This window comes from Peribacillus sp. FW305-BF15 (assembly GCF_058783805.1).
Map to the genome: position 1 here is coordinate 73,355 of NZ_JBYSYV010000016.1, position 21,046 is coordinate 94,400.

The window sequence follows — 21,046 nt, forward strand, 5'->3', positions numbered from 1 at the left end:
TCTCATTAGAAATTATTTACAGTATGTAACCCAATAAGGTTAAAGATAATGATATCTTTAGGAGTTTTAAAAGGTGAAACTAACTGAGTTAAATTACTGTGCTGTATGCCTTTAATTCATGAACTAGTAAAAAAGATAAGCAAAGATGCACCACTACATCTCATCTTTATTTTGTATATTTCCTACCGTCTGCACTCTACACATATAGTATGTGGGAACATAGTTTACACCTTCAATGTTGTGAAAATTCAGGGGTGAAATGATTCTGATTCTTATTTTGAATAAACTAAAACAGACAGGAAAATATTTATCCTGTCTGTTTTTTTTGCCTCTTAAATAACTACGGTGAATCGTACCATAAGTAATATAATGAGGCTTTTACGCATATAAAGAAAAAACACTATGTTCACTTAATAGTCCATACAGCAAATCCTTCCTCCGCTTGTGCTTTTATTGTGAGATTTAAGAAAAATGATAGGTAGAAGGTGACGAAAATGGAAGCAATCGTCCTAGCTGCTGGATATTCCAGCCGAGCGAATGCATTTAAAATGACTTTGCCGATGGGGCAAATGAGCGTGTTGGAGCAAACGATCTCTAAATTTGAAGGATTATGCAGCAGGGTCATCGTCGTAGCTGGATTTCAAGCGGAAATCATCCAAGAGGAAATTGCCAAAATCATCAGTGAAAATGCCTATTCATTTCAGATCGAGTTTGTTTATAATGAAAACTTTGACCAGGGAATGTTTCATTCCATTCAAAAGGGCTGTAACGAAGTGAATGCCCCAACCTTCTTTATAACACCCGGCGATTGTCCGCTTGTAAAAAAAGAGACTGTTCAGCTACTAGCAAAACACAAAGGAAACGTGGTTATTCCCAGCTTTGACTATAAAGGCGGCCATCCCATTAAATTATCGAGCGAAGTGAAACAGAAAATTCTCGAAACCAATCCAGAAAGTAATTTGCGTGTGGTCCTGGACGGTTACGAAAAGCAATACATGAATGTAGATGATGCGGGAGTATTAATGGATGTTGATACACCGGAGGATTACCAAAAAGCCATTGATTATGATAATGCTTTAAATTTCTCGAAGTAAAAATAAAAATAAAAACCACGAAAATCTTGAATAGAAATGAATCATAAAAGATCAAGCTCATTGATAAAATCATTGGAAGAGGTTTCTATTCAGAATATGTCCCATTAAAAAAATGAGTCGAAGGGTGTTGTTGCAATGAATCTCAAAGACATAAGCACCTCAGTGCCCAAAAAGGACCATAAAGGTAAAGTCTCGGGCCAGTTGCCCTATATTAGTGACGTAAAAGTGGAAAATATGGTTTATGGTGTTTTGTATCGATCGCCAATTGCTTATGGGAAAATCATATCCATTCAATTACCTAATCTTCCGGAAGGGTATGAAGCTGTTGGAGCAGAGCATATCCCCGGACCGAATTATGTGAAAATTATCAAAGAAGATCAGCCCATTTTTGCCAATGAGTGGGTCAATTATATTGGTGAGCCAATTCTCATGCTCACGGGCAAAGACCTGGATATCCTGTACAGTTTGTTAAATGAAGTGAAGGTTGAATTTGAAGAACATCAGGCTATCTATACATTGGACGAAGCGATCAAGCAAAAATCAGTATCCTTAGTTTTGGCAAGCTATGAATTTGGGGAAAGCTTAGAAAACATTTCAGCTATCGAGCAGGGAGCCCATCAAATCATCGAAGAAGAATATGATACGGGTTATCAGGAGCATGTCTATCTTGAGCCGCAAGGAATGCTCGCCGTTTATAAGGATGATGAAATTGTCGTCCAGGGATCGATGCAATGTCTTTATTATATAAAAAATGCATTGCTAAGCGCATTAGCCTGTGGTGACGATGAAGTCAGGGTTGTTCAAAGCCCTACCGGCGGAGGTTTTGGCGGCAAAGAAGATTATCCTTCAATGATGGCTTGTCACGTAGCCGTTGCCGCAAGAGCAGTAAAAAAATCGGTAATGCTCGTGTTCGACCGTTCTGAGGATATGCTGGTAACGACGAAAAGGCATCCGGCCAAACTCAAATATCGGACGGCCCTTGATAAGGAAGGAAATATTTTAAGCATGTGTGTTGACCTCTTTCTCGATGGAGGGGCAAATGTTGGATTGAGCTCTGTCGTGCTGCAGCGCGCATTATTAAACAGTGCTGGTGTTTATAAAATTCCGCATTTTCATGCAAAAGGCTATGTCTTAAAAACCAATACCGTTCCGAACGGCGCCTTCAGAGGCTTTGGTGCTCCTCAAAGCTTTGCCGGAATCGAAAGTCATATTGGACATCTTAGTAAACTGGCAAAAATCGACCCGCTTGAATATAAACGAAAATACCTCGTCAAACAAGGAGATCCCACCATCACCAAAGGTAAATTCCGCGACCCGATATTAGTGGAAGATATGATTGAGGACGTACTCAACGTGTCAGAATACTATAAGAAAAAAGAAGACTTTCAGCGCTTAAATCAACAAAATCAGCGCTATAAAAAAGGGATAGGAACTTCGCTGTTCCTCCACGGCTGTGGATTTACTGGCAGTGGCGAAAGAGATCATATTAAAGCAAAGGTGAAACTGGTTAAATCAAAGGACGACCAGGTATCACTAAAAATCTCAAACTCTGATATGGGACAAGGTATTTTGACGACGTTGTGTAAAATTGTCGCCAAAGAACTTAACCTCCCGTTCGAAGATATTTTGTACCCTTATCCCGACACAAAAGAGGTTCCCGACTCGGGTCCGACCGTAGCTTCCAGGACGACGATGATTGTCGGAAAATTGCTTGAACGGGCCGCAAAAAAACTTAAGGATCAGTGGCAAACAGGGGTGGAACAGGAAGTGGTTGAGCACTATGTTCACCGTGAAATGATTCCTTGGGATGAGAAAACCTTCACTGGAGATGCGTACCCGGCTTATTCATGGGGCGTTAATATCGTTGAAGTAGAAGTTGATACGTTAACAGGTAATTTAAAGTTAGAAAAAGTATACGGCAATTATGAAGTTGGGAAGGTCATCGATGAACGGATTATGAAAGGCCAAATTGACGGTGGTTTGGCTCAAGGGCTAGCATACGGTTATCTGGAAAAGATGACGTCAAAACAAGGTAGAATCCAACAAAAAAGCATATCGGATTATGGACCGCCGACTTCCTTGGATATTGTTTCAATTGAAAGCAAGGTCTTTGATAACCCTTATGCTGATGGTCCATACGGGGCGAAGGGCGCAGGTGAATTGACTTTAATCGGAGGCGCTCCAGCAGTCCAAGCTGCGATTGAGGATGCCCTGCACACTTCTTTTCAGCAAATTCCGATTACACCGGAAGTCATTATTGAAAGTCTTTGGATGAAAGAAGGTGAAGAGGGTTGATTACTTTCACACTAAATGGAAGAACGGTAGAAACTGACGCCCCTGCTACAGCAAGATTACTAGATTTATTAAGAGATGAGTTTGAGTTAATCGGAACAAAGGAAGGCTGTGGTGAAGGGGAGTGCGGAGCCTGCAGTGTTTTTGTGAATAACCTCCTGCAAAACAGCTGCCTTATTCCAATTGGCTCGATTGCTGGTGCCGATATTCAAACGATCGAAGGCATCATTGAAACGGAACAATTTAAAATTTTAGATGAAAGCTATTCCATAGCCGGGGGAGTGCAATGCGGCTATTGCATACCGGGAATGATTATGGCAAGTGCAGCTTTGTTATCTGAAAATCCTCATCCTTCAGAGGCTGAAATTCGTGAGGGCATCTCCGGAAATCTGTGCCGCTGTACGGGCTACAATATGATTGTTGATGCGATTAACCTAGCAGCTAAAAAAGGTGATGGCTTATGATAGAGAAAATAACAGCGTATCGCTTCGAGCGTTTAGACGAAACTTTGAGCCAATTGAATAGAGAAGATTGTGCAATCATAGCCGGAGGCACCGATGTTATGGTCCTTCACAAAAGTAGAAGGGGAGTACCTCCAAAAATCCCTAAACCGATTGTTTTCATTAATCATCTTTCCGAATTAAAGCAGGTGTATCAACATCACAAGGATCTCCACATCGGGGCCTGCTGTACCTATAGTGAATTACTTGAAAATCCGTTGATTCCTTTTGCTTTAAAGAATGCAATTAAAAAAATTGCTGCCCCGGCAATTAGAAACCGGGGAACATTAGGCGGTAATATATGCAACGCCTCTCCAGCCGGTGACATGCTTCCTTTGTTATATGTATACAATGCAAAGCTTCTGTTGCGCTCCGTAAATGGTGATCGCATGGTCGCGATTAGCGATTTCATTCAAGGTCCACGACAGGTTCAACGCTTTCACAATGAAATGGTAACGGAGATTATTCTGCCGTTTGTATTAGGAGATTCACATGTCGTTTTCGAGAAAGTCGGCAACCGCAACGCAGATGCCATTGCCAAAGTATCGTTTGCGGGTTTCGTCCGGATAAACAAAGATCGAATCGATGACATTCGATTTGCCTTCGGGGCGGTCGGACCTACGATGGTTCGTTCCATTGATATTGAGAGGAAACTGGTTGGAAAAACGATACCATTAGCCGATGCAGACATCGCTGAAATTGTGGCAGCCTTCGATAAGATCATTAGACCAATCGACGATCAACGCTCCACTGCGGCATACAGAAAAACCGTCGCGTTACATCTTTTACGTTATTTTCTTAGCATGAAGCAATATCAACCGAATTAATGTTTAAAGATAGGGGGGAGCTTTTCATGCAGCTGATGGAAAAAGTGGCCATGCTGACGCGCCAAAACGAAACCTTTGCTTTAGCCATGATTATTGAATCAAAGGGCTCGACTCCCAGGCATGTTGGAAAAATGATTGTCTACCGGGATGGTACCATTGAAGGGACTGTCGGAGGGGGCTTGGCTGAACACTATGTGATCGAAGATAGTGTAAAGGCGATCCAAAATGGACAATCGAAAATCGTTGAATATAAATTGAATAAACATGCAAAAGACGGAATTCAGATGAATTGTGGCGGCACGTTACGGGTCTTTATTGAAGTCTATAAAAGCAGGCCTGAACTCATTCTGGCTGGGGCCGGTCATTTAGGCCATGCGTTGGCAAAGCTTGCTGATTTCCTTGAATATCCTTATTGCATTGTCGATGATCGCGTTGGTTATTGTACAAAGGAACGCTTTCCGAATGCGGCAAACCTTTTTGTGAACGAGGATATTGGAAAGGCTTTGCTCGCAGCCAACCTAAATGAAAAATCATATGTGGTAATTGTTACAAAAGATTGTGATGATATTGTATTAAAAACGGCACTGCAATTTCCGATTGCATATGTTGGGATGGTAGCCAGTAAACGCAAGGTCATAAGCATATTTGAAAAGTTAAAAAGTGAAGGGGTCACGCAAGAACAGTTGGAGCAGGTCCATTCTCCAATCGGTTTGGAAATTGACTCGGAAACATCAGAAGAAATTGCCATCAGTATTATCGGTCAAATCATCAAATTAAGCAAGGAAAAAAAGCCTGTAAAGGTGAAACAATTAAATAGATAAGTAGAAAGGTCAGATAAAGCAAAAATCAAAATGTCTAATAGATAATGGGGTCAGTCCCCACTGTGTTAAAGTATTAACTCAGTGGGACTGACCCTTTTTCTTTGATAAAAGCTAGAAGCAGGCCCTTGCTCTTAGAGTGGGCCTTTTGTCGTTTTGATTCATTCATTAATATGCTAGAAATATTTTACTTTATATGCTACTACTATCATACTATACACAAAGGAAAACTCCTGTATGGGGATATTAGATGGACTTATGGGAAACGGGTTCTGGTGCAAAGATTACATCCATTGGAAAGAGGTTTATAGAATCCTATAGAATCAGCTATTATGCAGTCATTCCTAATAGTGATGAATGAACTTCACTTGATTTTGGACAGACTTGTTCTGTAAAGTAAGCTTCCTTTTTTAATGATTGTATCGTGCATAACATAGTTTGAAATGATAGCTGATAGGCAGTGCAAGTATCCAAAAGCAAATTTAACCTGAAGAAAAGAAGTGAATGAAATGGCTGAGCCTTTAAAGGATTTATATAATGAAATGTTCATTCGTGAATTCGGTGAAAAAGTAAAGGGTGTCCATCCGTCCTTCTCTACTGAATCGTTTAAAGGGGAAGTAATTGATGAGCATTGGGACGAGAGGAAGTTAAAAGAACGAATAAGGCACATTTCCATTACTCTTGGAAAGTATCTTCCAAGTGATTATCAAGAGGCTTTGGATATTTTGTATCGGCTTGATAAGGATTGTGAGGGTTTTAGATATTTATTTTTCCCTGATTTTGTAGAGGTACATGGATTGAATAAGAAAGATTGGCCGTTATCGCTAGATGCGTTGGAGCGTTTTACAGCAAGGTCATCCTCCGAGTTTGCAATCCGTGCTTTTATCTTGCTTGATCCCGTTTTAATGATCGAGAAGATGAAGGGATGGACCAATCATGATGATGAGCATGTCCGCAGGCTGGCTAGTGAGGGATGCAGGCCCAGGTTACCTTGGGGCCAATCTTTACCGATGTTCAAATCCGATCCGGCACCCGTCTTGGAATTACTTGAGAACCTGAAAAACGATCCGTCCCTATATGTTCGCAAAAGTGTGGCCAATAACTTGAATGATATTGCCAAAGATCATCCGAAAACCGTAATAGAAACAGCTAAGCGCTGGTATGAAAGCGGAGAACCCAACACGATTTGGATTATTCGACGGGGATGCAGGACCTTAGTTCGTCAAGCAAATCCAGAAGTCCTTTCTTTATTTGGATACACGGATATATTGAATAATCCGAATATCATTACAAACGCATTTATTAGAAATGAACCAGACTCGATTTTTATTGGGGAAACGAGTGAACTTCATTTCGGTTTTCAAATTCAAGGAAAGAACACTGTGAAACTTCGCATCGAGTATGCCATCGATTTTGTGAAAGCAAATCAGAAAACTTCCCGTAAAATTTTCCTATTGGCAGATAGGGATTTCTCAGATGGTGAAGGAGTTGAAAGAGTGAGGATTCACAATTGGAAAGACCTGACGACACGTCGACATTACATGGGGATCCATCGAATATCACTCCTTGTGAACGGAGTGGAAGTTGCTGAAACGCAAGTCAAACTAAATGATGGATGATAAAGGTTATTGAAAAGCGAGGGAGAACTTAATTAACAGGAATACAGCAATTAAGGTTGACAAAAACGAGGAGTCTGAGCGTTCCTCGTTTATTATTTCATGATAGTGAAACATTGAAAAATTATGCTTTATCCACATTAAAAAGCATTCAAATCCAAAAGGTTGGATAGCTCCGATTGCTGCGCAAATTATTAATTAACAATGCCAGTAAAACGATTATCACGGCACCAGTTAAAACAGGAGTAAATAAATAACTCCAGCCATACTGGCCAAGCATGATTACAAGCGGGTCTGCTCCAGCTGGCGGGTGCGTCGTTTTTGTCAGCATCATCACCGCAATTGCTAATCCGACAGCCAAGCCGATTGCCCAAGGTTCATCGCCAAAAAAATGATAGGAAGCTAAACCTACGAATGTTGAAATAAAATGACCGCCTATAATATTACGCGGTTGTGATAATGGTGCATTCCACAGACCGAACGCCAGCACACAGCTGGCACCAAATGGAGCCATTAACCACACTGCTGATGTTATTTTTGTTAAAAGAATTAAGGCGAATATAGTTAAAAATCCCCCAATCAACCCCGTTATTGCGTCCTTTACATTTATTTGTAAAGGGCTTCTTCCTTTTCCCTTCATCTTCGATAAATAATGAATATGAAATAAGCGTTTTTCATTATGCCTCGCGGCTGAAATACGGTCCAAAGTGAACCCTCCTTTTTTATATAATTAGACTTTACATGAAATGGACTAACCCGTCAAAATAATTTTTAGTGGTTAGTTTAAAAATCCAAAAATAGCAAAAAAAGCCAACTTAGTGTGTTGACAAGAGGAGGTTCAGAATAGTTTCAACCCGAATCATTTTACTGTTTTATGAAATCCTAAATGGATGTGAAGAAATTAACTGGAATCGTTTTATAATGAATAAACTGCAGGCAACAAGCTTACTTCGAAATTTGTATACATTCTGACAAACTTAATAAGGTGTGTATCTTCATTCATCATCAGATTTCCGGTGTTGAAATCTGGCTACCTTTTTCCTATTCCCGCATATTTTCATTGAACACCATTTGCGTCTTCCGCTTTCATCGATAAATAACAGGACGCAATCATCATTCGAGCATCGCTTTAATGATGACAGCTTATTTTTTTCAATTAAAGTTAATGAGTCGAAGGCAATATAAGATTGCAGGATACCTTCCGCTTCTCCAACAGGTATGGGAACCAGTTTTTGATCACTTAATTTATATGTGAAAGGCGATTTTTCGATTTTTTTTTCCAAATAGGCGATAAACCCATCAGGAATCGAATTCCCATCTGCTATTAATTCAAATTGTTTTCTTAAAATAGTACGCATTTCTATAATGCTTGCAAATACTCGTTGAATTCTCTCTTTAATTATTGGGGATAACTGATTATCCAAATATGAGTTATTCCCTTTTATTACAGTAAGCCAGTCCAGCATATCCCGTTCTGATAGTAATAAGTCTTGCCGTTGGCCACGACTGACCAGTTCCGTATTCACTAAATCCAGAGAAAGATTCCCTGATATAAGTGGAAATTTATTAGTTTCAGACATAAGTTCATCTCCCATTTCCCTGCTAAATTCTAACCATTAAAATATAAATTGAGAGGTTATATCTTCATTATACCTTATTTCTGAATTTTTCAGCTACTCGTCTAAAATCACGGGATAATATGAATGCTATCAAAATCCAAATGTGCAAGAACAGAATCGTAAATGAAAGTCCATGATAATCAATTCTTTTAAAGTGGGGGAAAAAATTCTTGACATATCCTGTACGTACAGGATAATATGAAAGCGTATACAGAACCTATACGTACAGGTTATAAAAACAACTATATTTTGCTTTCTAGGGAAAGGAAGTAGTGAAATGGGTAAATACACAGAACCAGCAACGGATTTGCTTCAACATGTCGGAGGGAAAGAAAATATTGCGACGGTTACGCATTGTGCAACAAGAATGCGTTTTGCGTTGAAAGATCCCGCCAAGGCGGATGTAACGAATATCGAATCGATTAAGCTTGTGAAAGGAACTTTTACACAAGCTGGCCAGTTTCAGGTCATAATCGGGAACGAAGTGTCATCGTTTTATAATGAATTCGTTTCCATAGCTGGACTTCAGGAAGCGTCAAAAGAAGATGTGAAAAATGCAGCAAAACAGAATATGAGCTGGCTGCAGCGTATGATTGCTCATCTTGCGGATATTTTCACCCCGCTGATTCCTGCCATAGTCGTTGGCGGACTCATTCTTGGATTCCGCAATATCATCGGGGATATTAAAATGTTCGATGACAGTACAAAGACCCTTGTGGATATTTCACAATTTTGGGGAGGGGTACACGCCTTCCTTTGGCTTATAGGTGAAGCTATTTTTCATTTTCTACCTGTTGGGATTACATGGTCGATCTCGAAGAAAATGGGCACGACTCAAATTCTCGGCATCGTCCTTGGTTTGACCCTGGTTTCCCCACAGCTTCTTAATGCATATGCAGTGGCAAACACAAAGGCAAGTGATATACCTTTTTGGGATTTCGGTTTTGCCCATGTCGATATGATCGGCTACCAGGCTCAAGTCATACCAGCGATACTTGCAGGGTTCGTCTTGGCGTATTTAGAACGGTTCTTGAGAGATAAAGTGCACAATTCCATTTCCATGATCGTCGTTCCATTTTTCGCGTTACTTCCAACTGTAATCATCGCCCATACCATTCTGGGGCCTATAGGCTGGAAAATCGGTTCTGTCATTTCTACGATTGTATATTCCGGGTTGACTTCATCAGTTGGCTGGCTATTTGCTGCCGTTTTCGGCTTTGCCTATGCACCGCTTGTCATCACAGGCCTGCATCACATGACAAACGCAATCGATCTTCAGCTTATGAGTGAACTTGGCGGTACGAACCTATGGCCGATGATCGCGTTATCCAATATTGCACAAGGTACGGCAGTGCTAGCAATGATTTACATCAACAGAAAGGACCAGGAGGAGAGACAGGTTTCCATACCTGCCACGATTTCTTGTTATCTCGGTGTAACCGAGCCAGCCATGTTCGGCATTAACTTGAAATACGGCTTTCCGTTCTTAGCCGGTATGATCGGTTCACTTTTCGCAGGCATCGTTTCAGTCGGATCTGGAGTGATGGCAAACTCAATCGGTGTTGGAGGGATTCCAGGTATCCTATCCATCCAGCCGCAGCATATGGGAATGTTTGCACTTGCGATGCTGGTCGCATTCGTTGTGCCATTCATTTTGACTATAGCATTCTCCAAACGTCCTAATATGAACTTGAAAACTAGAACGAAAACAACGAAATTAAATGCTTGATAACGCGGAGGGAGAAGCATTCTCCCTCTTTTTTACGATACTTACGAAAGATACATCGGGGATCGAAGAGGAGGAATTACAATGAAGGATTTTAAAAAAAGTACCATCTATCAAATTTATCCGAAATCATTTAAGGATTCGAACGGTGACGGCATCGGGGACATAAATGGTGTTATTGAAAAACTTGATTATCTGAATAAACTGGGAGTGGATTATATTTGGCTCACCCCTTTTTATCGTTCACCGCAAAATGATAATGGATATGATGTAGCCGATTATACATCCATTGATCCTGTTTTTGGGACGATGGATGATTTCGAAAGATTGGTGAAAGAGGCGAATTCGCGGGATATCCAAATCATGTTGGATATGGTATTCAACCATACATCAACAGAGCATGAATGGTTCCAAAAAGCATTGGCTGGAGATAAAGAATATAAGGACTATTATATTTTCAAGAAATCGAAAGATGGAGAGCCCCCTACCAATTGGATTTCGAAATTCGGAGGTCCTGCATGGGAATATGTAGCGGAACATGATGAATACTACCTCCATTTGTTCGATCGAACACAAGCTGACCTTAATTGGGAAAATCCCAGAGTGAGGCAGGAAATCTTCAATATAGTAAACTTCTGGCTGGATAAAGGTGTCAAAGGATTCCGTTTGGATGTCATCAATCTTATTTCGAAACCTGACATCTATGAAAATGATAAAGATGGAGATGGACGATGCTTTTATACAGATGGTCCCAAGATTCATCAATTCCTAAAAGAGATGAATGAAGAAACTTTCGGGAAGGATGAAGAGGTGATGACTGTAGGGGAAATGTCATCGACGACCATTGACCATTGCATCAAATATTCAGCTCCAGTTGAAAAGGAGCTGTCCATGGTATTCAGTTTCCATCATTTAAAGGTGGATTATAAGGATGGGGAAAAGTGGTCACTTGCAGATTTTGACTTCAGTCAGTTAAAGGAGATCCTAAGCAGCTGGCAATATGGGATGCAAGAAGGAAATGGATGGAATGCCTTGTTCTGGTGCAACCATGACCAGCCGAGGATTGTATCCAGGTTCGGGAATGATCAAGAGTATCATAACGAATCTGCCAAGATGCTGGCAACAGCCATTCATATGCTTAGGGGAACCCCTTATATTTATCAAGGGGAGGAAATAGGGATGACCAACCCGAAATTCAATGATATTGGACAATACCGGGACGTGGAATCGATTAATTATTACAATATTTTAAAAGAGGCAGGCAAGGATGAAAAGGAAATAATCGAAATCCTTCAAGCTAAATCCCGTGATAACTCGAGAACTCCCATGCAGTGGGAAAATGCGGAGCATGCAGGCTTTACAAAAGGGACTCCATGGATTGCAGTGCCTGATCATGCTAAAAACATCAACGCTGAACACGCACTGATGGATCAGGATTCCATTTTTCATCATTACCAAAAACTTATATTCTTACGCAAGAAACATGATATCATTGCATATGGGGACTATCAGGAAATTCTTGGCGACCATGACGCTTTGTTCGCTTATATACGCAGTTATGAAAACGAGAAACTTTTGGTCATCAATAACTTTTATGCAAAAGAAGCGTCCTTCGAAATACCAAATGATATTGACCTATCCGGGTACAACTCAGAGCTTCTGCTCTCAAACTATATCGATTCGAAAGAACTTGCAGGTGATTTTATCCTCCGTCCCTATGAATCGGTTGTCTATTTGTTGAAAAAGGACGAGTAGCAGACTAAGAAAAATATATTGTGGTGATGAAATGAACAGCAAATATCTATCGCTATATGGTGATATCGTTTCAAAAATTGAAGAGGGAACCTTTCCGATAAATTCAAAGCTTCCTTCCGAAAGCAGCTTCATGGAAGAGTATGACATATCCAGGGATACTGTGAGAAAGTCCTTACAGTTGCTTGAACAAAATGGATATATCCATAAAATCAAAGGCAAGGGTTCATTTGTCTTGGATTTCAGCAAATTTAATTTTCCTGTAGCAGGGTTGATTTCCTATAAAGAAATGGTGGAAAAGTTGAATTTGCATTCCAAAACGATCATTCATAAGTTGGAGCTTGAGACCCCCGACTCAAATATGGCCAAGCTTCTAGACTTAACTGATGATGGTAAAGTATGGAAGGTTTTCCGGATTCGGCAAATCAATGGGAAGAAAATCATCCTGGACAAAGACTATTTCAAAAGCGAGTTCGTAAGCAACCTGTCAAAAGAAATTTGTGAGGATTCGATTTATGGATATATCGAAAAGGAACTTGGGCTCCAGATTGGTTTTTCAAATAAGGAAATTACCGTGGAGCCATGCAGTGAAGAAGATAAACAATTATTGGACATTGAAGACTTCGATATGGTGGCAGTTGTGAAAAGTACGGTCCATTTAATCGATGGAAGCTTGTTTCAGTATAGCGAATCCAGGCATAGACCCGATAAATTCAAGTTCACGGACTTTGCACGGAGAACTTGGTGAAGTCTACTGATATGTTTGAATGAGCGGGGAGAGGAGGAGAGTCAAACTCAGTTTGATTCTCCTTCCGCTTGTTTGGAGGTATGGGAAGCATTTAGTAAAACCACTCCGCCAATTATTAATACTAAGCCGCCTAATGTAGTGATACTGAATGGCTCATTCCATAAAAGTACGCCAATCAATGCTGTTAAAGCTGTGCCTATTCCTGACCAAATGGCGTAAGCTAAGCTTAACGGAATTGTTTTAAGACATACAGATAAACTATAGAATGCTATACCAAATCCTATCATAACCCCAAATGTAGCGGATAAATGAGTGAAGCCTTCAGACAGCTTAAGCATGGTCGTACCAAATACTTCGCTTATGATTGAAATTCCTAAAGCTATGTATCCTTTCATATTGTTACCTCCGATTACTAAATTGTTAAGAAGTGCCTTCACTAGAGAGTTTCAATACAACCACTCCGCCAATGATCAGGACTAAACCTAAAAATTTTTTCAGGTTAAAGCTTTCTTTATAAACGATAACTCCCACTAAAGCAGTTAAAGCTGTGCCTATTCCCGACCAAATGGCATAAGCCGTGCCAAGCGGGATGGTTATTAAAGATAACGATAGGCAATAAAAAGCCAAACCCATCCCAATAACCACACCAATGGAAGGGAATAACCTTTTAAACCCGTTTGATACTTTTAACATCGAACTGCCAAACACTTCACTTAGGATGGCAATTGCCAAAAATGCATAAGGATTCAAGATGAACTCCTCCTATATATATATTACTTACTATTTTTCAATCTCTTCCCCCAAGAATCTTAACATCTAAAGGACTCATATTAAACCCATACCACCTATATTCAGTTACATATTTTCTGTCATGGCAGAAAGTTTCCAGTTACGCTCATTATAAGACTGAAAGTGATACAATAAGCCGCCCCCTCCGACCGAAATCCTTGATAATAGTAAGTTAAGGATATCTTCTAATTCATCGGAATTAGGGAAAATAGAAGAAACGCAAAGCATCAAGTCAATCAGAGGTGAGGCGGGGGGAAGTGTATCACTTGATGGAAGTTTTTTATTGGATGCCTTAAAAGCGATAAAAGAAAACGAGGTAAAGCTAAGTTTTGGCGGTCCAATGAGACCTGTCTTAATCGAGCCAAGCGAAAATTCCTCCTATCGTCATCTTATATCACCAGTGAGAACATACTGAGGAACAAAGCCTAAGAAACGAATAACGGGGGAACGGCAACAGCCTATTACTTCAGGTGGAAGATATGGTAACAGTCAATCACCAAGAAAAAGAGATCCAGTAAAATCTGGACCCATTATATTCATAGAGATAGAAAAAAGGTCTTCATTCTTGGTGTAAGGCCGGCACTTGATTTCGAAGGTAAAGGTAGAACCTTTCATCTAGCCAGATACATCCGTCCATCAATTGAATGGAAAAACCAGTCGACAGTCTGAAGAACCTCTGTAAAGACATGGTTTATTTTAAGATATACCTCGATAGAATATATAATATTCATGTGATCCACCAATAGCAAAATACTCACTATTGGTTTGTTAGTAGGGTGTATTTCTCCTATGTCCAGTTAGGAACGCTCCAAGAAGGAAACCTTGACCGCCAATTGTTTTTCCTATAAACGGGGAGGTTTCACTTATTGGCGCAAGAAGTGGAATTGTACATCCAACTGCTAAAAATTCATATACTATGGCAATAATTCTTTTCCTTTTAGATCTTGAGATAGAGAAGGATCTACTGCTAAACGCAAGTAGGGATTAAGCTGAAGTTTTCCCCGGAAGGAGTAGCGCTTCACGTGTTTTTTTCAGTGTCCCCAGTTGATCTAAAGTAATCATTTCAAGTTGATCTCGCTGAATAGAATCATGTATAGAAAGCATACTCATTAATACTTCTATTTTAAAACAAAAATGAATCTAGGAAAAAGTGTTCTATCAAGGTAAGACAAAGTTGATTGGAACGGGTGTTCGAGACTCCTGCTTAGAAAAGCGCGTCTAGGGGAGACCCCACAGGCGAAAGCCGAGGAGGCTCCCCGACCGCCCGCGGAAAGCGAGTGCCCTACGTTCCAATCAACGTCCAAATTGTAAAAGCCATAAAAATAGACAAACTCGATTTTCATCGAGTTTGTCCACAATCTGAAGGGATCTTCTGTATGAAGACCCCTTTTTACTACTTATTCAACTAAAGACCCTTAAATCAAAGCTTAACAAAAGTCTTTGGTTAATCCGGCATGATTATATGGCTCCGTTTTAAGGTATACCCAACTGTGAAAAAATCAACGGAATATCATCCATATTGGCGTTTAAACAATGTTCCCTAGTGCGAAGTAGGTAACCACTTTTAGCGTGTACTAGCACCCTTATTAAAACACGTATTTCGAATGTCCAAAATCAAACCGTGCAGGAAGGAAAGGGTCGCGCTATTAAGTGGTAAAGCTCATGATCCTTATCCCGCTTTCAAGAAGGAAGGATCGTGTTTTATCGTGCTTGAACTCACATATTCAACTATTACATATGCAGGACATTTAGAATACTTTATCCGTAATATTTTTTTCGCTCATAACCGTTTCCGATACCCTTTTCACTTGGCTGACGTTATCCTATGAAAATAGGATTCCTTATAGTAAGTACAATTCATAGATTGCCTTAAGAAAGCCAGCGGCAGACAAGTTTGGCTTTCGGATAAGCCGTAAGCGTTTCATCAGAAGCTCCATCTGCTTTAATAAGATTAGTGTTCCTTCATTTAGGCAAGTTCTCTAAGATCCATAGCCAGCAGCTTGTGGTGGCGAAGCGATTGAAATAAGGACCTGATTTTTTTGCCTTCCTGAACTAACTTTTCAAATAGTGGCTAGGATTGTTTTTGGAATGTGACGTTGCTTGATTGTAATATAGTATAGGCAGGGGGGATAATTATGTATGTAAGTCAATCCAGGGATCATGAAGTAATTGCAAAATTAAATCGAAATGTTCACAATCTGCATGCAAAACTATATCCTAAGTATTTTAAGGAATATAATTATAATGCAATGAAAGAAACTTTTAAAAATTTGGTTGAAAATGATAATTTTGTTTTTCTAGTTTTAAAAGATCATGAAGTGCCAATTGGTTACGCATGGATTGAAATTAAAAACTATCCTGAAAGTGTTTTTAAAAATGAGTATAAATCAGTATATGTGCATCAGCTTAGTATCATTGAAGGTCAAACCCATAAAGGTTACGGTAAAAAACTAATGAATGAGGTCTATGATATTGCTAAAAAGAATGATATAGATTTAATAGAACTGGATTATTGGTTTGAAAACATGGCAGCAAAGGAGTTTTATAAGAAACAAAATTTTAAAAAGTATAGGGAGTTTGCATTCAGACAGTTGTAAATCCTTTGTAACTCAATGAGTTTGAAGGAATTAATAAAAAACCCCGATTCGGGGTTTTTTTAATTAATATCTTAACATTCTCCTCGAATAACTGGGGGGCTGAGGTACTCCACAAACAAAACTTTGTGAATAACACTCTTTTACGATACTTCGGGTATGCGGTATATAGGTGTTGAAGTGTTTATTCACGGTTGTTGTATGTGTCGGGTGAAAAACCGGAATAACAGTGTTAATGACATTGGTTTTAACATATTGCTTGGTCGGGGAGGTTTGAGATGGATTATATTGAGTGGGCATTCTGTGAGGTGGGCAATATTGTGGTCGACATTGACCGCCTTTCGGATGCCCCCAGGGCTTATTATACATGTAAACACCTCCTGGGGTTTTTTTGAAAGTCATTATAGTTTATGAAAATAAATGATAAAGGGACTGGTATAAATGCCTTTATCAAAAATTACGGGCATATCAGATCCTTCAATCATTTTCAAAAAAAATGAATAAACATTAATTTACCGAATTCGGTTAATCGCTTCACAAACAAATGACTTGTGTCTTTTCCGCCAGATATTTTCCTTGCTTTTTTCCAAGCCCCATTCGGGAAATGTAGATAACCGCAATGCGGCAAATAATTGCCAGAAGGGTAGGTTTGTAAAATTCACCTCTGGCATCATGGATTTATATCGATTGGTGAAGTCATTCATCGCTTGCATTCCAAAATGATATAAAATTTCGAGTTGACTATTGGCAAGGTCAGTCAAAGGGTCCCCTAAACCAGAGTCTTCCCAATCAATTATGGAAACTAGTGTATCCTCTTTCCATAATATATTTCCTGGCCAATAATCACCATGAAGAATCACTTCCTTATTCATGGAGGGTAGCGGCATGGAGGATTTCAGCAGATCTCTAATCAAGCTCAAATTTAATGTTTCGTCAAGGATTACCCTATCTTTATTATTTAACATCTCGACATATGTATTTTCCAGTTTAGGCATGAATGATAAAGATAGATTTGCACAATTAACACGATGGACTTTTGCTAGATTGATTGCCAATTGCAAGATATGATCATTAAGATTTGAGGGGGTGAATTCTGATTTACCCTCAATAAACTCGATAAGTATGCATGGCTTGGAAAATATCTCGCAGGATTGCTCAAAGTAATAGGGCATTGGTACAGGCAAACCGGCAGCTTTCAATATCCCTAAGAGCTTGTGTTCAAATGAAGCAATATTTGGATTCCGTTTCAAGTCATTATCACCATGCTGACGAACGATCATTTTTACGATCCGCCCTGACGATTGTAATATTTCCAGTCCTGTCACATTTGCAGAAATTCCGCCCATTAATTCCCATGCGCGAATTAGCTTGTTTCCTTGATCCAACTTTTTAACTAATTGTTCAAACTTATCATATTCATTTATCATACGATCTCTCCTTTTAGAATCCCTACAATGTAAAAAATTCAAAGAATCCATTTAGCAGTTTTTATAAATGAACACAATAGCTTGTTACACACGTAATTAATCTAAACAAAGTGGGGTGTGCTGACATTGAAATTAGAAAAATATAAAGTGGAAACTACGAAAGGGACACTACAATATAATATTAGTGGAAACAGCAAACCAAAAACCGATAAATTTGTGTTAATGTTGACTTTTTTAATATCCCTCAATCTTCTTGTTCCTTAGATTATAGATGGCTTATTCTCCAAAAATTCCAAATGCGAAAGTAAAAAAATAGAGAAAGTCTTTTTCAAAGAATTCCCCACCATTGGGCGAATGACATCATATAATGCCACTTCACCTTTAGGGGGTGTTTTTTTTTTGAGAACGGCAGAATTTCTTTAATCCGATAGTTATGTGTACAAGCATTTGTTAATACGTAACATAAGATTAATAGAGGTGATAGAAATGGTGAAAGTATTTATTGATCCCGGCCATGGCGGTACGGATTCAGGATCGGTCGGAAATGGATTGAGAGAAAAGGATTTAACTTTAAACATTGCAACCCGAATTAAAGACATCTTATTGATAGAATATAATAACGTTTCTGTGAAAATAAGCAGGACCCAAGATACCTTCCCCACCTTAAACGATCGTACGAATGCAGCGAACGCGTGGGGAGCTGACTTTTTTCTCTCCATCCACATTAATGCAGGCGGCGGAACCGGGTACGAGGATTACATTTATACGTCTACTAACCAGATAACGAAAGAGTATCAAGATCATATTCATTCAGAGGTCATGAAGCTTATCAACATCCAGGACAGAGGACAAAAAACAGGAGATTTACATGTACTCCGTGAAACGGACATGCCTGCACTCCTGACTGAAAATGGATTTATCGATAATGTAAATGACGCAGCAAAGTTGAAAACGTCATCCTTTATCGAATCACTGGCTCGCGGACATGTAAACGGTTTAGTTAAATGCTTCAATCTAACTAAGAAAAGTACAGCTGTATACCACACTGTCGTTAGTGGGGATACAGTATATTCCTTAAGCAATTCTTATGGCAGTACGGTTCAGCAAATTAAAGATTGGAACGGTCTTGACAGTCAGTACACCATTACGGTTAACCAGAAACTGCGGGTGAAATGAATAATTAATAATTATTTATACCTTCCAGAAGCACACCACACAGTAAGCTCTTCTCAAAAAGAGAGGGGCCTTTTTGATTCAGGAATATACATGTAATGAAAAACTCTACATTCTGCCGTCCTGATTCGGTCCTTCCGTATGTAAGGTATGCCTTTTTTTTATGGGCTGACACAAATTTAAATGGATTTTATGTAAAGACAAATAAAAAGACAATACTAAAAAGCACAAACCATGATGGCTTGTACCTAAAATGCAGCAGCAATTAAGTTGATAAACTGAAAGAATTGAATCTATGTATGGCTGCTCATTATTCATTTATTTTACTTTCTTCCCGTAATAAACCCTCGAGTTGGATATTAGTCGTATATTTTAATGGCTTGAACCACTTTTCCTAAAATACGGACTCTATCATTTTTTATGTTATAGGTTTTTTCTTCATAAAAAGGATCCGTGCTGCAGGGAGTGAGTATGATGTTTTCTTCATTGATTCTCACTTTTTTGACCGTAGCATCGTGTCCATTTACCAAGACCACTCCAATTTTCCCGTTATCAAGGTAGGTTGTTTTTTCAACGAGAATCAATGATCCGTCTCTGAATTCTTTATTCATGCTATTGCCATTCACTCTAAGGAAAAAATATTCTTTATCCGATTTAAGCATCGAATTTAATGCCGGCATATACGCTTCTATATATTCGTTGGTGAAATTAGGCTCTCCAGCGGGGATATTTCCGTAGACACCAATTAATCTTACATTTTTTTCATTTAGGAATTCCATTCCAGGATTATTTCTAACGATAGGCGCTCCTTCAATGAGGTGGGATAGCGGTATTTCAAAACAAGTGGACATCATGCTCAATTTATCCATTAAAGGTTTATTCCGTCCGGATTCCCAAGCTGATACTGCCGTAGGAGCTACTTTTAATACTTTTGCCAAATCTTCTTGTGTCATTTTTCTTTCTTTTCTTAACATTTTAATCCGTTCACCAATGTGCATATTTCTTCACCTCTTACTTGAATATACACTATGAGTGAAAGTGAGTAAACGAAAAGTGCGTGAATTTTGCGAAAAAATGTTGGTAACTATACTTCAAGTGTGATATTATTTTTTTAGATAGGGGGTGACAAGATATGACAAGCGTTAAGTTCACACTTAAACAAGCCAGGAAGTATAAAGGATTAACTCAAGATGAAATGGCTAAAGTGCTGAAGATGGCCAAGAGGACTTACATTGACTATGAGCAATATAAGATTCCTTTGCGAATCGATAAGGCTTATTTATTTGCTGAATGTGTAGGATTCTCGATTGACGATATCATTTTTTTTGACCCTGACCTACACTTTAAATGTAGTTAAAACTTCAATTGAACCAGCATTTCCTCAACAGAGTGGCCATTTGAATCCATACAATCCTGACTTCCATAGGACAAGATTCAAGTAACGATGGAAAGGGGGAACAAAGAGGAAAGGGAAAATAATTCTTTTGAAGTTGCATAGGAGCTGCTGACATTAGAACATTTGTAAAATACGTGTATGGAGTTAAAGGTGTACAAATCCAATCTTCTTGTGCAAATATACGATTGTTACTGAGATTCCAATAATGACAGCCAATTGCCGTTAAAGAAAATTATTTACTTAATGTTTAGGGCGGACTTCTGAACACCATGAATAGGAGCAAATGGACAATGGCAAATTCGAAGGAAAAGTTAATCTGGATGAACAAGCCCTTATCCTATGCAGGATAAGGGCTTGTTCTCTATTTTCGTGAATTGGCAGCATTCCGTTTTCTCCAAAGCACGTCTTCATAAAATGAAAAAGACACATACATAAATGAATGGAAGTCAAATCTTCATACTTTTTCTCTATTATAAATGAAACTTCTTCTAGTTTTTTTCTCCCATCTTTATGAAGATAGCAGGTAATGGTATGCAAAAGTACAATTATATACTAATGAAGGCTATGGAAGCTGGGCATTTGTAATTGGATGAGTTCAAAAAAATTCCAGATGATATTGGAGGAGATAACCCTTGAAAAGGAATGTAATCAATTATGTCGTTTTTCTTGTGCTCA

The 21,046-nt window shown here is 39.1% G+C and carries 20 protein-coding genes; 13 read left to right on the forward strand and 7 right to left on the reverse strand.

The genetic code is table 11. The features are described from left to right. The first annotated feature begins 494 nt into the window (after positions 1 to 494). From AC3WLU_RS17580 to AC3WLU_RS17605, 6 genes are all read left to right on the forward strand, one after another. A complete protein-coding gene (locus tag AC3WLU_RS17580) occupies positions 495 to 1,094 on the forward strand; it encodes a nucleotidyltransferase family protein (RefSeq protein ID WP_413002493.1) in 600 nt (199 codons plus the stop codon). A 135-nt stretch (positions 1,095 to 1,229) separates the two neighbouring features. Next, the gene (locus tag AC3WLU_RS17585) at positions 1,230 to 3,389 is read left to right on the forward strand and encodes a xanthine dehydrogenase family protein molybdopterin-binding subunit (protein ID WP_413002495.1); all 2,160 of its coding nucleotides are present in this window, start codon (positions 1,230 to 1,232) and stop codon (positions 3,387 to 3,389) included. Then, complete coding sequence (locus AC3WLU_RS17590; RefSeq protein WP_063576666.1) at positions 3,386 to 3,850, forward strand: (2Fe-2S)-binding protein; 465 nt, start codon at positions 3,386 to 3,388, stop codon at positions 3,848 to 3,850. Before AC3WLU_RS17585 ends, AC3WLU_RS17590 begins: the two co-directional genes overlap by 4 nt. Continuing rightward, on the forward strand, positions 3,847 to 4,713 hold the full coding sequence (locus AC3WLU_RS17595; protein WP_492597651.1) for an FAD binding domain-containing protein: 867 nt from the start codon (positions 3,847 to 3,849) through the stop codon (positions 4,711 to 4,713). The genes AC3WLU_RS17590 and AC3WLU_RS17595 overlap by 4 nt, the downstream gene beginning before the upstream one ends. A 26-nt stretch (positions 4,714 to 4,739) precedes the next feature. Continuing rightward, positions 4,740 to 5,534, forward strand: a complete 795-nt coding sequence (locus AC3WLU_RS17600) for an XdhC family protein (protein WP_176548577.1) — start codon at positions 4,740 to 4,742, stop codon at positions 5,532 to 5,534. Positions 5,535 to 6,040: 506 nt separating this feature from the next. Then, positions 6,041 to 7,150, forward strand: coding sequence for a DNA alkylation repair protein (locus AC3WLU_RS17605; RefSeq protein ID WP_492597652.1), 1,110 nt, complete (start codon positions 6,041 to 6,043; stop codon positions 7,148 to 7,150). 148 nt (positions 7,151 to 7,298) lie between these two features. Here the strand turns inward: AC3WLU_RS17605 and AC3WLU_RS17610 are convergent, their stop codons facing one another. Both AC3WLU_RS17610 and AC3WLU_RS17615 read right to left on the reverse strand, forming a co-directional pair. After that, complete coding sequence (locus tag AC3WLU_RS17610; RefSeq protein ID WP_057276138.1) at positions 7,299 to 7,853, reverse strand: HPP family protein; 555 nt, start codon at positions 7,851 to 7,853, stop codon at positions 7,299 to 7,301. Between the two features lie 289 nt (positions 7,854 to 8,142). Further along, complete coding sequence (locus tag AC3WLU_RS17615; protein WP_492597653.1) at positions 8,143 to 8,727, reverse strand: CGNR zinc finger domain-containing protein; 585 nt, start codon at positions 8,725 to 8,727, stop codon at positions 8,143 to 8,145. 316 nt (positions 8,728 to 9,043) lie between these two features. Here AC3WLU_RS17615 and treP point away from each other — a divergent pair, with 316 nt between their 5' ends. From treP to treR, 3 genes are all read left to right on the forward strand, one after another. Continuing rightward, complete coding sequence (treP, locus tag AC3WLU_RS17620) at positions 9,044 to 10,495, forward strand: PTS system trehalose-specific EIIBC component (RefSeq protein WP_063576661.1); 1,452 nt, start codon at positions 9,044 to 9,046, stop codon at positions 10,493 to 10,495. An 81-nt stretch (positions 10,496 to 10,576) separates the two neighbouring features. Further along, the gene (gene treC / locus AC3WLU_RS17625; protein ID WP_278089204.1) at positions 10,577 to 12,247 is read left to right on the forward strand and encodes an alpha,alpha-phosphotrehalase; all 1,671 of its coding nucleotides are present in this window, start codon (positions 10,577 to 10,579) and stop codon (positions 12,245 to 12,247) included. A 31-nt stretch (positions 12,248 to 12,278) separates the two neighbouring features. Further along, positions 12,279 to 12,992 carry a trehalose operon repressor gene (gene treR, locus AC3WLU_RS17630; protein WP_057276134.1) on the forward strand — a complete coding sequence of 238 codons (714 nt, stop codon included), beginning with the start codon at positions 12,279 to 12,281 and terminating at the stop codon, positions 12,990 to 12,992. A gap of 47 nt (positions 12,993 to 13,039) precedes the next feature. Here the strand turns inward: treR and AC3WLU_RS17635 are convergent, their stop codons facing one another. Beyond that, complete coding sequence (locus AC3WLU_RS17635; protein WP_057276133.1) at positions 13,040 to 13,387, reverse strand: DMT family transporter; 348 nt, start codon at positions 13,385 to 13,387, stop codon at positions 13,040 to 13,042. Between the two features lie 25 nt (positions 13,388 to 13,412). Continuing rightward, positions 13,413 to 13,742, reverse strand: a complete 330-nt coding sequence (locus tag AC3WLU_RS17640; RefSeq protein WP_054396540.1) for a DMT family transporter — start codon at positions 13,740 to 13,742, stop codon at positions 13,413 to 13,415. A gap of 193 nt (positions 13,743 to 13,935) precedes the next feature. On the opposite strand from AC3WLU_RS17640, the gene AC3WLU_RS17645 reads away from it, so the two are divergent. Together AC3WLU_RS17645 and AC3WLU_RS17650 are read left to right on the forward strand one after the other, a co-directional pair. Next, positions 13,936 to 14,196: a beta clamp domain-containing protein gene (locus AC3WLU_RS17645; RefSeq protein WP_098864509.1), complete on the forward strand. Its 261-nt coding sequence runs from the start codon at positions 13,936 to 13,938 to the stop codon at positions 14,194 to 14,196. Positions 14,197 to 15,916: 1,720 nt separating this feature from the next. Continuing rightward, entirely contained in the window at positions 15,917 to 16,378 is a 462-nt protein-coding gene (locus AC3WLU_RS17650; protein ID WP_106027894.1) for a GNAT family N-acetyltransferase, read from the forward strand. Between the two features lie 63 nt (positions 16,379 to 16,441). Here AC3WLU_RS17650 and AC3WLU_RS17655 read toward each other — a convergent pair whose 3' ends face one another. Further along, positions 16,442 to 16,777, reverse strand: a complete 336-nt coding sequence (locus tag AC3WLU_RS17655) for a CotD family spore coat protein (RefSeq protein WP_413002509.1) — start codon at positions 16,775 to 16,777, stop codon at positions 16,442 to 16,444. Positions 16,778 to 16,887: 110 nt separating this feature from the next. Next, complete coding sequence (locus AC3WLU_RS17660) at positions 16,888 to 17,802, reverse strand: aminoglycoside phosphotransferase family protein (protein WP_492597654.1); 915 nt, start codon at positions 17,800 to 17,802, stop codon at positions 16,888 to 16,890. A 486-nt stretch (positions 17,803 to 18,288) separates the two neighbouring features. On the opposite strand from AC3WLU_RS17660, the gene AC3WLU_RS17665 reads away from it, so the two are divergent. Then, positions 18,289 to 18,978, forward strand: coding sequence for an N-acetylmuramoyl-L-alanine amidase (locus AC3WLU_RS17665; RefSeq protein ID WP_413002513.1), 690 nt, complete (start codon positions 18,289 to 18,291; stop codon positions 18,976 to 18,978). Between the two features lie 356 nt (positions 18,979 to 19,334). Here AC3WLU_RS17665 and AC3WLU_RS17670 read toward each other — a convergent pair whose 3' ends face one another. After that, a complete protein-coding gene (locus AC3WLU_RS17670) occupies positions 19,335 to 19,973 on the reverse strand; it encodes a LexA family protein (RefSeq protein WP_187049242.1) in 639 nt (212 codons plus the stop codon). Positions 19,974 to 20,107: 134 nt separating this feature from the next. Between AC3WLU_RS17670 and AC3WLU_RS17675 the strand changes: the two genes are divergently transcribed. Beyond that, entirely contained in the window at positions 20,108 to 20,332 is a 225-nt protein-coding gene (locus AC3WLU_RS17675) for a helix-turn-helix transcriptional regulator (RefSeq protein ID WP_034312951.1), read from the forward strand. The last annotated feature ends 714 nt before the right edge of the window (positions 20,333 to 21,046 follow it).

Coding starts and splice junctions, on each gene's coding strand:
- treR (WP_057276134.1), top strand. CDS start 12,279: ATGAACAGCAAATATCTATCGCTATATGGTGATATCGTTTCAAAAATT.
- treP (WP_063576661.1), top strand. CDS start 9,044: ATGGGTAAATACACAGAACCAGCAACGGATTTGCTTCAACATGTCGGA.
- AC3WLU_RS17615 (WP_492597653.1), bottom strand. CDS start 8,727: ATGTCTGAAACTAATAAATTTCCACTTATATCAGGGAATCTTTCTCTG.
- AC3WLU_RS17650 (WP_106027894.1), top strand. CDS start 15,917: ATGTATGTAAGTCAATCCAGGGATCATGAAGTAATTGCAAAATTAAAT.
- AC3WLU_RS17660 (WP_492597654.1), bottom strand. CDS start 17,802: ATGATAAATGAATATGATAAGTTTGAACAATTAGTTAAAAAGTTGGAT.
- treC (WP_278089204.1), top strand. CDS start 10,577: ATGAAGGATTTTAAAAAAAGTACCATCTATCAAATTTATCCGAAATCA.
- AC3WLU_RS17655 (WP_413002509.1), bottom strand. CDS start 16,777: ATGACTTTCAAAAAAACCCCAGGAGGTGTTTACATGTATAATAAGCCC.
- AC3WLU_RS17585 (WP_413002495.1), top strand. CDS start 1,230: ATGAATCTCAAAGACATAAGCACCTCAGTGCCCAAAAAGGACCATAAA.
- AC3WLU_RS17635 (WP_057276133.1), bottom strand. CDS start 13,387: ATGAAAGGATACATAGCTTTAGGAATTTCAATCATAAGCGAAGTATTT.
- AC3WLU_RS17670 (WP_187049242.1), bottom strand. CDS start 19,973: ATGCACATTGGTGAACGGATTAAAATGTTAAGAAAAGAAAGAAAAATG.
- AC3WLU_RS17605 (WP_492597652.1), top strand. CDS start 6,041: ATGGCTGAGCCTTTAAAGGATTTATATAATGAAATGTTCATTCGTGAA.
- AC3WLU_RS17600 (WP_176548577.1), top strand. CDS start 4,740: ATGCAGCTGATGGAAAAAGTGGCCATGCTGACGCGCCAAAACGAAACC.
- AC3WLU_RS17580 (WP_413002493.1), top strand. CDS start 495: ATGGAAGCAATCGTCCTAGCTGCTGGATATTCCAGCCGAGCGAATGCA.
- AC3WLU_RS17595 (WP_492597651.1), top strand. CDS start 3,847: ATGATAGAGAAAATAACAGCGTATCGCTTCGAGCGTTTAGACGAAACT.
- AC3WLU_RS17665 (WP_413002513.1), top strand. CDS start 18,289: ATGGTGAAAGTATTTATTGATCCCGGCCATGGCGGTACGGATTCAGGA.
- AC3WLU_RS17675 (WP_034312951.1), top strand. CDS start 20,108: ATGACAAGCGTTAAGTTCACACTTAAACAAGCCAGGAAGTATAAAGGA.